The 11984-nt window shown below is 69.0% G+C and carries 12 protein-coding genes; 8 read left to right on the forward strand and 4 right to left on the reverse strand.

Annotated elements, in window-relative coordinates; genetic code table 11:
* The first annotated feature begins 333 nt into the window (after window positions 1–333).
* The 6 genes from NI17_RS23660 (at window position 334) to NI17_RS23685 (ending at window position 5608) form a co-directional block, all read left to right on the forward strand.
* Window positions 334–963, forward strand: coding sequence for a sigma-70 family RNA polymerase sigma factor (locus NI17_RS23660; protein WP_068687561.1), 630 nt, complete (start codon window positions 334–336; stop codon window positions 961–963).
* Window positions 960–1241, forward strand: a complete 282-nt coding sequence (rsrA, locus tag NI17_RS23665; RefSeq protein ID WP_068687562.1) for a mycothiol system anti-sigma-R factor — start codon at window positions 960–962, stop codon at window positions 1239–1241. Before NI17_RS23660 ends, rsrA begins: the two co-directional genes overlap by 4 nt.
* Window positions 1242–2032: 791 nt before the next feature.
* Complete coding sequence (locus NI17_RS23670) at window positions 2033–3370, forward strand: HD-GYP domain-containing protein (protein WP_324609941.1); 1338 nt, start codon at window positions 2033–2035, stop codon at window positions 3368–3370.
* The gene (locus NI17_RS23675; protein WP_119268005.1) at window positions 3367–4689 is read left to right on the forward strand and encodes an HD-GYP domain-containing protein; all 1323 of its coding nucleotides are present in this window, start codon (window positions 3367–3369) and stop codon (window positions 4687–4689) included. The genes NI17_RS23670 and NI17_RS23675 overlap by 4 nt, the downstream gene beginning before the upstream one ends.
* Before the next feature lie 281 nt (window positions 4690–4970).
* Window positions 4971–5183 carry a biotin/lipoyl-binding carrier protein gene (locus NI17_RS23680; protein ID WP_068687564.1) on the forward strand — a complete coding sequence of 71 codons (213 nt, stop codon included), beginning with the start codon at window positions 4971–4973 and terminating at the stop codon, window positions 5181–5183.
* A 32-nt stretch (window positions 5184–5215) separates the two neighbouring features.
* The gene (locus tag NI17_RS23685) at window positions 5216–5608 is read left to right on the forward strand and encodes a thioesterase family protein (RefSeq protein WP_068687565.1); all 393 of its coding nucleotides are present in this window, start codon (window positions 5216–5218) and stop codon (window positions 5606–5608) included.
* Window positions 5609–5618: 10 nt separating this feature from the next.
* On the opposite strand, the gene NI17_RS23690 is transcribed toward NI17_RS23685, so the two are convergent.
* Window positions 5619–7280 (reverse strand): acetolactate synthase, encoded by a 1662-nt coding sequence (locus tag NI17_RS23690; protein WP_068687566.1) that lies wholly within the window; start codon window positions 7278–7280, stop codon window positions 5619–5621.
* A 154-nt stretch (window positions 7281–7434) separates the two neighbouring features.
* Entirely contained in the window at window positions 7435–8184 is a 750-nt protein-coding gene (locus tag NI17_RS23695) for a GntR family transcriptional regulator (RefSeq protein WP_068687567.1), read from the reverse strand.
* Between the two features lie 165 nt (window positions 8185–8349).
* On the opposite strand from NI17_RS23695, the gene NI17_RS23700 reads away from it, so the two are divergent.
* Window positions 8350–9915: a sensor histidine kinase gene (locus NI17_RS23700; RefSeq protein WP_068687568.1), complete on the forward strand. Its 1566-nt coding sequence runs from the start codon at window positions 8350–8352 to the stop codon at window positions 9913–9915.
* Between the two features lie 16 nt (window positions 9916–9931).
* Here NI17_RS23700 and NI17_RS23705 read toward each other — a convergent pair whose 3' ends face one another.
* On the reverse strand, window positions 9932–10195 hold the full coding sequence (locus tag NI17_RS23705; RefSeq protein ID WP_068687569.1) for a WhiB family transcriptional regulator: 264 nt from the start codon (window positions 10193–10195) through the stop codon (window positions 9932–9934).
* Between the two features lie 341 nt (window positions 10196–10536).
* A complete protein-coding gene (locus NI17_RS23710; protein WP_068687570.1) occupies window positions 10537–11472 on the reverse strand; it encodes a diacylglycerol/lipid kinase family protein in 936 nt (311 codons plus the stop codon).
* 109 nt (window positions 11473–11581) lie between these two features.
* Here NI17_RS23710 and NI17_RS23715 point away from each other — a divergent pair, with 109 nt between their 5' ends.
* Complete coding sequence (locus NI17_RS23715) at window positions 11582–11983, forward strand: hypothetical protein (protein WP_068687571.1); 402 nt, start codon at window positions 11582–11584, stop codon at window positions 11981–11983.
* Window position 11984 lies beyond the last annotated feature (1 nt).

Genomic DNA, 11984 nt, shown 5'->3' on the forward strand with positions numbered 1-11984 from the left:
ATCCCCACTTTCGCATGATGTGTCCGGCGTATACAGCCAATAGCGGAAGTTTCTTCTCGGTGTCGCGTGGAGTGCGGGTCCGCCCGGATCGTGGCGGGCTCCGGAATCAGGCCGCCCCAGACGTTGTTCCTATCCACATCATCGGGAAACATCCCCGTCCGCAGGGCGGGGGCGGCCGCGGGGGAGATGCGGCAGGCAGGAGGTGGGTTGATGTCGGTTTCTGCGGGAAGCTTGGTTCGGGGACGTCCGGCGCGCGTGCGGTTCGGGGGGCTCCCCGCGTATGGTGAGGTTGCGGTTGTCGCGAGGGAGAACCGTGCAAGGAGGCCGACGGGGTTGAGTCAGAGGCAGGAGACCATCGACGAGCGCAGTGCTCGGTTCGAGCGGGATGTCATGCCGCTCCTGGACCAGTTGTACTCGGCGGCGTTGCGCATGACGCGCAACCCGGCGGACGCCGAGGACCTCGTCCAGGAGACGTTCGCCAAGGCGTTCGGATCGTTCCACCAGTTCAAGGAGGGAACGAATCTCAAGGCGTGGCTCTACCGGATCCTCACCAACACCTTCATCAACTCCTACCGCAAGAAGCAGCGTGAGCCCCGGCAGGCCGGGACCGAGGAGGTTGAGGACTGGCAGCTCGCCCAGGCCGCCTCGCACTCCTCGTCCGGTCTCAAGTCGGCCGAGGCCGAGGCGTTGGAGCACCTCCCCGACAGCGACGTCAAACGGGCTCTGCAGGAACTGCCCGAGGACTTCCGCATCGCGGTCTATCTCGCTGATGTCGAGGGTTTCGCCTACAAGGAGGTCGCCGAGATCATGGACACTCCGATCGGCACCGTGATGTCCCGGCTGCATCGTGGTAGACGCCAGTTGCGTTCTCTGCTGGAGGAGTACGCGTTGGAGCGCGGTTTCCTCTCCGCTTCGGCGGGGGAGTCCGTGGCTGCGGCGAATGGTGGGAGGAACCGACGATGAGCGAGGAACCGCACGCCATCCCGTGTAGCGAGGTGCTCGACAAGGTCTACGCCTATCTCGACGGCGAACTCGAGGAGACCAACTGCGCCGACATCCGGCAGCATCTGGAGGAGTGCGCCCCCTGCCTCGAGGAGTACGGCCTTGAGGAGGCGGTGAAGAAGGTCCTGGCCAAGTGCTGCGGGTGCGACCCGGCACCGGCGCAGTTGCGGGCCAGGCTGCTGCAGCAGTTGGCCCAGGCCCGACTGGGCATGGGAGAGCGCGAGACGGTGGCCGATTAGCGGCCCACCGAATCCCCAGGGAAGCGGAAGAGCGGAACCGGGGGTGCAGTTCGGACCTTCCGGACAGCGCCTCCGGTTTTTGGTGATTCATGACTGTTTTGTGGTGATTACCGGATTGAATGGGGATCGGTGTCTGGTTTCCGGACGCGGGACCGCCCGGAGCGGTGGGGCGGACGGTCGGCGCCTCCGGGCTCTCTCTGTTTCCTGGTCGAGTGACATCTGATCTTTAACTGAAAAGTTACATCCGACTACGCAGCGTGATATGGCGTGTTCCGCGCTGCTTCTTCCCCGATGTGGAGGGGCGGTCGGATGGAGGATATTGCGCTACCTTTAAAAAGGAACCCGGTTGCGGAGCGTCACCCCGCTAATTACGAATTAGATTCGTACTTCCGCAGTTTGGAAACGATGCCGTGCTTCTTTGTCGTTCCGGGGTGCGAGTTCGGGGCAGTTGAATGTCGCGGGTCGTGATTGGCGTTAAACTGGCCGCTACATCCCCCTCATGGAGGAAATGTCATGCCTTCGAGAGCGGAGGCGAAAGCGCGGGGGGCGCTGGAAAGGCGGGATAGGGATGTTCTGGTTGTTCAACGGCTTCATGCTTCCCCTGGCCATCGCGGCCATGTTTGTCACGACGGTTACCGGATGGACCTGGTGGTAGGTCCGGATCTCTGGAACTATGGCGGAACGGTCGGCTGCAAGACGAGAAGGAGCGGGAATTGCGTGCCCTACCCGTGGCCGCGCGGTTGTACGTGGGCCTTGTCGCGCTCGGCGCCGCCACCGTCATACTCCTGGGAGTGCTCCTCGGCCGTACAGAAGAGGTCGACCTGGGCACTCTCCTGCTTCTGGCGATCCTGTTCGTGATCGCCGAGTCAATCGCCACGATGGTCGACAGCGGCAAGACGGGGATATCACCCGCTTCGGCGGCCTCTCTTGCCGCTGTTGTCCTGGTGGGGCCGGTGGGCGCCGCCGTCGTCGGTATCGCCTCGGGGCTTGTCATCCGTCGGCAGAACCTGGTCAAGCGCCTGTTCAACGGAGCGCAGTTCGTTCTCGCCGGATACGCCTCGGGAACGGTGTTCCAACTGCTCGGTGGAAGGATGGGGGTTCCGGGGCCCGAGGTGTTCCCGTGGATCATCCTGCCCTTCACCGGAGCGGTCCTGGTCTTCTCCATGTGCAACACGCTGCTCATGGTCGGGCTGATGTGGTGCCTCGGTGAGCTCCGGCTGAAGAGCCCCCGCCACATGCGGTGGCGGCCGCTGGCCACCCTGGAGCTCTCCTCCATCGGCTACGCCATGCTGGGCCTGTTCATCGCCGCCATCTGGGGCGCGGTCGGCCCCTTCGCGGTGCTGCTGGTGCTGCTCCCGCTGTTCATCGCGCGGTGGGCCTTCGACCAGTACGTCTTCCAGCAGCGCGCGCACGACGCCACACTGGCCGCGCTGTGCCAGGCGGTGGAGACCAAGGACTACTACACACGGGGCCACTGCATGCGGGTGGCCAAGGCCGCCGCGATGATCGCGGAGGAGCTGGGCATGTCCGCCGAACGCGTCCAGACGATGCGCTACGCGGGCATGCTGCACGACATCGGCAAACTGGGGGTGCCCACCAAGATCCTGCAGAAGGCCGGAAAGCTCACCGAGGAGGAGTTCGCCGCGATCCAGCTGCATCCCATGCGCGGCTACGAGATCGTGCGCGAGATCGACTTCCTCGACGAGGCGCTGGTCGGCATCCTGCACCACCACGAGCGCATGGACGGTGGGGGGTATCCGAAGGGACTGGCCGGGGAGGACATCCCCGAGGCCGCCCGGCTGGTCTCGGTGGCCGACGTGTTCGACTGCCTGACCTCCACCCGCTCCTACCGCACGGCCTGGAGCGCCGAGGACGCGATCGCCGAGCTGCGCAGGTGCGCCGGGACCCAGTTCGACCCGCGGATGGTCGAGGCGCTGGTACGCGCGGTCGAGCGGGAGGGCTGGGAGGTGCCCGACCTCGTCGAGCCACTCGAGGACGAGTGCGAGAGCATCGCCGCGCGGACACCGTCGACCGGGGCCGCCGCCGGACGGCACACCGCTGAGGACACCGGAACCGAGACCGGGGCCGACGTCACGGTCGGGGTTGTGGAAGAGACAACCGGATCATGATGAAGAGCGTGCCGACCGCTTCGATCCGGACGCCTCGGGGCGCCCGCCACGGCAGACAGTGGCGGGCCGTCGGCTGGACCCGGCCGCTGCTGATCGGGGCGGCGCTGGTCAGCACCGCCGGATCGCTGTTGTGGACCGCCATCGTGGCCGGGTTCGAGCAGCCGCGGGTCACCCTGGCGTTCGGCGTCCTGGTGGCGCTGGGGGAGTTCGCGCGCATCACCCTGCCGGGCGGACGCGAGGCCGCGCCCATCGCCTCGGCCTCCGCCATGTCCTACGCCTTCCTCTTCACCATCGGCGGCGAACCCGTCGCCCACTCGGCCTGGCAGGTCATCGCGGTGGTCGCGGTCGGCATGGTGGTGGGGGAGCTGCCGCACGTCATGGTGGGGCGCCCACCCCACTGGGGGGACCTGGCCCGGCGGCTGCTCAACATCACGGTCATCGCCCTGCTCTTCAAACCCCTGGTGGCCCCCGTCGATCTGGACGGGCCGCTGTGGTGGGTGTCCTTGCTGCTCATGGCCGTGATCGTGGTGGGGGTGTGGGCGATCGACTCGGTGGCCGCCGCCGCCATCCGCGCCGACCGGCTGCGGACCCGGTTCCGCGTCACGGTGCACGACGAGATGCGCGCCCAGGTGGCGATCGGCATGGCCGTGGGGGCGTCGGCCATCCTGATGGCGTTGTCGGTACACGTCATGGGACTGACCAGTCTTCTGGTCTTCACCGCTCCGCTGCTGGTCACCCAGGTCGCCTTCCGGCGCTACGCCCAGATCCGGCGCACCTACCTGCAGACGGTGCGGGCGCTGTCCCGGGTCACCGAGGTCGGCGGTTACGTCGAGACCGGGCACTCCCGCCGGGTCAGTCGGCTGGCCCACAGGATCGGCTGTGAGCTGGGGATGTCGGAGTCCGAACTGCTGGAGTTGGAGTACGCCGCGCTCATGCACGACATCGGCCAGTTGTCGCTGCGCGACCCCATCCCCAGCGGCGCCACCGTGCTGGCCTCGCCGCGGGAACAGCGGCGCATCGCCGAACTGGGCTCGTCGATCATCCGCGAGACCGGGGTTCTCGACGGCGTCGCCGAACTGGTCCGCCGCCAGTGCGAGCCCTACACAGGCGGCGGCGAGGCGGGTCCGCCTCCGCTGGGCAGCAGGATCATCAAGGTGACCAACGCCTTCGACGACCTGGTCGGCGACTCCACGGACCGCGACCGGGTCGAGGCGGTGCTGCAGCGGCTGCGAATGGACACCGGGCACGAGTACGACCCCGCGGTGGTCGAGGCGCTGGCGACGGTGCTGCACCGGCCCGCCTTCCGCTGGCGGGAGTGAGCGGACCCCTCAGCCGACTCGGAGGCGTCCGCGGGGGCGGACGTCTCCGGCCGCGGAGGCACGGGCGGCAGGGGGTGTTCGTCGCTATGCTGGGGCGCGAGACGGCTCGCCACGGGCGCGCGTTGGCCGAACAGGTGTGGGAGGACCAGGTCCCGCCCCGGCGCGGTGCGACCCACCCGACCCCGCGCTCGCGGGAATGAGGACTTCCCGGCCCGGGAAGAAGCCGATGACGGGTACTCCCAGTACCGACTGGCCGACGAACACAGGAAGAGAAGCGGGCGATGGCTGAGATCCGTGCGGAGATAGTCGCGAACGTCTGGAAGGTCACGGCGCAGCCGGGCGACACGGTCGCCGCGGGCGACACACTGCTGATCCTGGAGTCCATGAAGATGGAGATCCCGGTGCTGGTGGAGGACCCGGGCACGATCGTCGACATCCTCGTCAACGAGGGCGACGTCGTCCAGGAGGGCGACCTGCTCGCGGTGGTCGAGTAGGGGCCGCGGGAGACGTCCGGGAGGTGACGTCCATGGCGATCGACACGGGGCTCACCGGAACGGCGGAGTTGACGGTCACCACGGCCGACACCGCCGCGGCGCTGGGCAGCGGGGACGTCCCCGTGCTGGGCACCCCTCGGGTGCTGGCGCTGGCGGAGGCCGCCACCGTCGACGCCCTCGCCGGGCATGTGGACGACGAGCACACCACGGTCGGCACCGAGATCCGGCTCTCGCACACCGCCCCCACGCCGGTGGGAGCGCACGTGGTCGCCACGGCGCGCCTGGACGGGGCCGAGGGCGGACGGCTGGTCTTCGGGGTCGCCGTCACCCAGGACGGCCGCCAGGTGGCCGTGGGGACCGTGGAGCGTGTCCTCGTCCACCGCGCACGTTTCCTGGACGGTGCGCTGCGGGGGCCTCGGAGGTGAGGCCCCCGTCTCACACGCCCATGGTCTTGCGCGGGTAGACGTTCTCCGGGTCGGTGGCGATGTTCACCAGGTAGGGGACACCCGAGTCGAAGGCGCGGCGCAGCGCCGGTCCGATCCCGGCGGGGTCGGTGACGAGTTCCCCGCCGCCGCCGAGTGCCGTCACGACCTGGTCGTAGCGGGTCTGCGGAGCCAGGTCGGCGATCACGTCGTAGCCGTAGACCAACCGCATCGGCGCCTTCTCCAGCCCCCAGACGCCGTTGTTGCCGCAGACCATGACCACCGGCAGGTTGTGGCGGACGAGAGTGTCCACGTCCGACAGCGAGAACCCGAGCGCGCCGTCGCCGAACAGGGCCACCACCTGGGAGGAGGGGCGGGACAGGCGGGCGGCGATCGCGTAGCCCATTCCGGTGCCCAGGCAACCGAACGGTCCGGGGTCGAGCCAGTTCCCGGGTCTGCGCGGTTCGATGTACTTGCCCGCGTAGGAGACGAAGTCGCCGCCGTCGCCGATCACCACCGCGTCGTCGTCCAGGATCCGGTTCAGCTCACCGTAGATCCGGGCGGGGTGGACGGGGGAGGCGTCGCTGTTCAGGGCCTCGCTGTCGTTGGCCGCGGTCGCCGCGGCGGTCTCGGCCACCGCGGCGCGCCACTGCGCGACCTCGGGGTGGGGCCTGGCCTGCTCGGCTATGCCGCGCAGGATCAGCGAGAGGTCTCCCGAGACCGCTCCCGCGAGGGAGAGGTGGGTGGCGATCTGCTCGGGGGAGTCGGTGATGTGCACGGTCCGGGCGGGAGGAGCGCCGTCGCGTCCGCCGAACAGGCCGTGGTTGAGCCGGAAGTCCAGCGGGGTGCCCACGACGACGACCAGGTCGGCGCTGCCGAGGGCCAGGCCCCGGGCGCGGGTGGCCAGGAGCGGATGCCCGGCGGGGAGCACCCCGCGGCCCTGGCCGTTGGTGACCACCGGGACGCCCAGTTCCTCGGCGGCGTCGAGGGCGACCTGTTCGGCGCCGTCCAGCCACACGTCCGAGCCGTACACCAGCACCGGCCGCCGAGCCTCGCCGAGCAGGCGGGCGATGTCGGCCACCGCGTCGGGATCGGGGGCGCGGTCGGTCCCGGCCGCGCCCGCGTCGAGGTCGATCTCGGCCTGGTCGTAGAGGCGGTCCATCGGGATGTCCACGAACACCGGCCCCCGGTGCGCGGCGTTGGCGAGCGTGAACGCCTCGTCCAGCGCCGGACCGATCAGCGCGGGCTCGTGGACGGTCCACGCGCGCTTGGTGATCGGGGCGAACAGCGGCGGCTGGTCCAGCTCCTGGAGCAGTCCCTGCCCCCAGCGGCTGTCGGGCGCCCGTCCCCCGACCACCACCAGCGGGGAGCCGTTGAAGTGTGCGGTGGCCACCCCGCTGACACCGTTGGTGACCCCCGGGCCGGCGGTCAGCACCGCCCAACCGGCCCGTCGGGTGAGCTTGCCCACGGCTTCGGCGGCGAACACCGCGGTCTGTTCGTGCCGTACGTCCAGCAGGCGCATGGCGGGTTCGGACCTGACCGCGCCGTCGTAGACCGGGAAGACGTGGCCACCGGAGAGCGTGAAGACGGTGTCCACGCCGTGTCGGCGGGCGACCTCCACGGCATGGACGCCGCCGTGGCCGGTGAGCCGTCCGGGAGGAGAAGAGGAGCCCATTGTGCGTCACGCTCCTTGCGGGATCCCGTAGTTGGGTGAGGCGGGAAGGGAGAGCCGCCCCACCCAGTAAATTACCAGTGAGTAGCAACTGTGGGGTGAGGGACCTCACAGAATCCGGTGCGACACGGGCGCGGAGGAGCGGGAGAGCGGCGGGCTAGTGGTCCTTCTCCTTCGGCGGACGCAGGCGGGTGACGAACTTGTACCGGTCGCCCCGGTACAGCGACCGCACCCACTCCACCGGGTTTCCCTCGGCGTCGAAGCTGTGCTGGCAGTGCAGTACCAGCGGCAGTCCGACGTCCACCCCGAGCAGGCGGGCCTCGCTGGGGGTGGCCAGGACCGTCTCGATGGTCGCCTCGGCCTCGGCCAGATGCACGTTGTACACCGCGGCCAGGGCCTCGTAGAGCGAGGCGTACCGGTCCAGTTGGCGGCGCAGGCCGGGGAAGCGGCGGGCGGGAAGGTGGGCGGTCTCCACGGCCATCGGCTCGCCGTTGGCCAACCGCAGACGTTCGATGCGCAGCACCCGGCCGCCGGAGCGGGTGGCCAGGAGACCGGCCAGGTCCTCGTCGGCGTTGACGTAACTCACATCGAGGATCCGGGTGTCGGGGTGGAGACCGTGCGAGCGCATCTCCTGGGTGTAGCTCGTCAGTTGCAGCACCTGGGTCACCTTGGGCTTGGCGACGAAGGTGCCCTTGCCCTGGATGCGCAGCAACCGTCCCTCGACCACCATCTCGGTGAGCGCCTGGCGCACCGTCGTGCGGGACGTGCCGAACTGGGTTGCCAAAGCCCGCTCCGGTGGCACCGGGTTACCCGCGGGCATCGTCTCGATCAGTTCCAGGAGTTGCTTCTTGACCTGGTAGTACTTCGGAACCCGGGGACTGTCCTCAACAGTTCGCTGACCCGTCACGTCGATTTCCTCCACCGCTTCCCGCCCGTTCGGCGTTTGCCGCATCTTCGCAGTGCCAGCGGACCGATACATAGCCGGGCCACCGAAAAAGACGGTGACTGGTCTAGGCCATTGGTAGAAAGGTGCATCTCTTGAGTATGCCCCCGCGCATGGGATGATTTGTGAGTGCCTCACCTCAGTGATCTGATCAGAAGGTATACGGCGCTCACGACGGTGGACCTGGAGTGGCTGCACGCCCTGGTCTCCGACTGGCAGCTGCTCGCGGACCTGTCCTTCGCGGACCTGCTGCTCTGGGTGCGGCTGCGCGACGACAGCGGCTGGGTCGCGGTCGCCCAGATGCGGCCGACCACCGGGCCGACCGCCTTCCAGGACGACCTCGTCGAGACCTTCCTGCCCGACGCGCCCACGGCCGGTGGGGAGCCGGACCCGGTGGCTCCCCCACTGCGCGCCAAACGCGCGCTGATCGACCGGGCCTGGCGCGAGGGACGGATCTGCCGGGAGGGAGACCCGGACTGGTCGGGCGGGGTTCCGGTGCGGGAGGAGACGATCCCGGTGCGCCGGGAGGGGAACATGCTGGGCGTGATCCAGCGCAGCACCAACCTCAGCGCCGCGCGCACCCCCAGCCGACTGGAGCTCACCTACCTGCAGAGCGCCAGCGACCTGGCGCAGATGATCGCCGAGGGCGGTTTCCCGTTCAGCGACCAGGGGCCGCTGATGGTGCGCTCGCCCCGCGTGGGGGACGGACTGCTCCGGCTGGACCGCGAGGGGCGGGTGGTCTACGCCAGCCCCAACGCCCTGTCCGCCTACCGCAGACTCGGACTGACCGCGGACCTCGTCGGGGCGTCACTGGCGCGCACCACCGTGGAGCTGTCGGCCGACCACGATCCCCGGGACGAGTCGCTGAGCTGGACCGCGGGCGGCCGGGTGCCGTTGGAGGCCGAGGTGGAGGCCCGGGGAACAACCGTCCAACTGCGCGCCATTCCGCTGGTCATCAGCGGGGAGCGGATCGGGGCGCTGGTCATGGTGCGCGACGTCACGGAGTTGCGCCGCCGGGAGCGCGAACTGATGACCAAGGACGCCACCATCCGCGAGATCCACCACCGGGTGAAGAACAACCTGCAGACCGTCGCGGCCCTGCTGCGGCTGCAGTCCCGTCGGCTGCACAACTCCGAGGGGCGCGCGGCGCTCGACGAGGCGGTGCGCAGGGTCGGATCGATCGCGATCGTGCACGAGATGCTCTCGCACACGCCCGACGAGACCGTCGACTTCGACGACATCGCCGACCGCGTCATCGAGATGGCGGCGGAGGTGTCCTCCACCGGCGCGGCGGCGGTGGCGCCGCGCCGGGTGGGGCATTTCGGTCTGCTGTCCGCGCTGGTCGCCACCCCGCTGTCGATGGTCCTGGCCGAACTGGTGCAGAACGCGGTCGAGCACGGACTCAGGTACGGTCCCGGCACGATCGAGGTGCGGGTGCGCCGTCAGGCGCCGGTGCCGGGAACGGACGAGAAGACGGGGAGTGCGGGACGGCTGGTCATCGAGGTCGTCGACAACGGAACAGGGCTCCCCGCCGACTTCGACCTGGAAACCAGTAGTAGCCTTGGTCTACAGATCGTGCGGACCTTGGTGACGGGTGAACTCGCGGGCCGACTGGAGATGACTCCCCAGGAGGGCGGCGGCACCAAGGTCCTGCTGGATCTGCCGGTGGATCATGAGGTCCAGTACTACGACTAGCGGGTAATCGGGCAGGTCAGACCGTGGTGTGCAGTCGGGCGGCGGGACGGACGGAGCGGCGGCGCTTCAGGGCGCGACGCTCGTCCTCGCTCATGCCGCCCCACACACCGCCGTCCTGGCCGGTCTCCAGAGCCCACTGCAGGCAGGCGGTGCTCACGGAACAGCGGCGGCATACCTCTTTGGCCTCTTCGATCTGGATCAGTGCCGGGCCGGAGTTGCCGATGGGAAAGAAAAGCTCGGGGTCTTCGTCACGGCAGGCAGCGTGGTGGCGCCAGTCCATGCGGGTCACTCCTCACGGTGAGGCGGTCGGGGCGAGAGCCTTGTGAAACAGTTCACGAAGCAGGACGCTTAGGGGCCGTCACGGTGGTGCTGGCCGGTCCCCTGCCCTGTTTCGCGCGCCTCGCACGGGACGTCGTGGCCGTTTCCGGAGGTCGCTGAGCGCGGATGCCCGTAAAGTCGCGACCACCGAAGCCGGAACCAACCGTTAACGCGCCCGTAACGTGCGGCGATACTTTGAGCGTGACAGGGTTAAAGAGAGCTTTCAAGGGAGAAGGCGCGTGAAAGCCCGATACGGGGTGTCGTGTACATCACAAGTATCCTGAACTGGGCTTTTATGCTCTCTTAAGCAACTATTCGTAATGCCTTCGGAATCGACCGGAAGTTGACCTGTTGTCGGTGGCCGAGGTATTCTCCGTCGATCTGAAACGCTCGGGGTCGCCGTGACCGGATGGTGAACTCCTCGCGGTCGTGCCAGGTGAGGTAACCGCGCCCCCGGGGCGGCACCCCCCGCGCCGAGAACATCTTGCGCAGCACGTTGGCGGTGGTCATCGTGTCCACGCGCGTCAACGCGAACACGTCCAACCCCAGGTCGAAACGCGACCGGGGAGTCGGCTGCACCGGGGACGGCCCCGCGTAGGTCCACGGGGTCGTGTTCGTCACCAGGGCGAAGTACAGGTCCCGCACCGGAAGCCGCCCCGGCATCTGCACGCTCAGCGACGGGTCGCCCCCCACACCGCCCTTGAGGAACAGGTTCAGGGCGATGGCCACGTACAGGGCGGGTGTGGCCCGACGGCCGCGCCTCCGCTGTCGTTCCACCTCGTGCACCACGTCGGCGTCCCAGCCGAACCCCGCGCAGAAGGTGAAGTAGCGTCCCCCCTCGGGGCCGTCGATGTGCCCCAGGTTCACCACGCGCCGCGAACCGGTGTGCAGCGCCTCCAGCATCGCTCCCGTGGCCTCGATCGGGTCGGCGGGCAGCCCCAGCGCGCGGACGAACACGTTCGCGCTGCCGCCGGGCAGCGCCGCGTAGGCCGGCCGCTGCGCCTCCGGGATCCCGAGCAGTCCGTTGACCACCTCGTTGACGGTTCCGTCACCGCCGAAACTGATCACCAGGTCGTAGCCGTCCTCGGCGGCACGCCGGGCCAGCTCCCCGGCGTGGCCGCGATACTCGGTCGCGGCCGCGTCGAGTTTGATGTCACTGGCGAGCGCACGGACGATCACCTCGCGCGAGCGGGGAGTCATCGTGGTGGCCTGGGGATTCGAGATGAACAGGGCGCGCACTCAGCCAGTCTATTGACTGTGCCTCCTGCCCGGAGCGGACGGGAGGCCCGACCGGGGCGGCCGCAGGTCCCCGGGAGCGGGTCCGTGGCGGGCGGGTTACAGTGAAGCCGTGTCCCGACGACCGATCACCCTTGTCCTCGCCGCCGGCGGCGAAGCGCTGCTCGGGCTGCTGGTGCTCGTCCTGGGCGGCTACGTCCTGGTCAACACGCTGCTGGGCAACGCGACCGACGCCACCTTCGCGATTCCACTGGCCGTGTTCGCCTTCGGTGGCGGCGCCGTTCTCTGCTACGTCGCCTGGGGACTGTTCAACCTCAGGGACTGGGCGCGCACCCCGGTGGTGCTCACCCAGATCTTCGGACTGGTGATCGCCTACTACCTGTGGACCAGCGAGCAGCCCCGGCTCAGTCTGGCTCTGGGGGCGTTCGCGGTCCTCACGCTGGCCCTGGTGCTCGCCCCGCCGACGACCGCCACGCTCTTCCCCGCCGGGGGCGCGGCCCGACGCGGGAAGTGAC

Source organism: Thermobifida halotolerans, assembly GCF_003574835.2.
Lineage (GTDB): Bacteria > Actinomycetota > Actinomycetes > Streptosporangiales > Streptosporangiaceae > Thermobifida > Thermobifida halotolerans.

Excerpts from the sequence above, each read along its gene's own strand:
- rsrA (WP_068687562.1), top strand. The coding sequence starts at position 960 with ATGAGCGAGGAACCGCACGCCATCCCGTGTAGCGAGGTGCTCGACAAG.
- NI17_RS23675 (WP_119268005.1), top strand. The coding sequence starts at position 3,367 with ATGATGAAGAGCGTGCCGACCGCTTCGATCCGGACGCCTCGGGGCGCC.
- NI17_RS23680 (WP_068687564.1), top strand. The coding sequence starts at position 4,971 with ATGGCTGAGATCCGTGCGGAGATAGTCGCGAACGTCTGGAAGGTCACG.
- NI17_RS23685 (WP_068687565.1), top strand. The coding sequence starts at position 5,216 with ATGGCGATCGACACGGGGCTCACCGGAACGGCGGAGTTGACGGTCACC.
- NI17_RS23690 (WP_068687566.1), bottom strand. The coding sequence starts at position 7,280 with ATGGGCTCCTCTTCTCCTCCCGGACGGCTCACCGGCCACGGCGGCGTC.
- NI17_RS23705 (WP_068687569.1), bottom strand. The coding sequence starts at position 10,195 with ATGGACTGGCGCCACCACGCTGCCTGCCGTGACGAAGACCCCGAGCTT.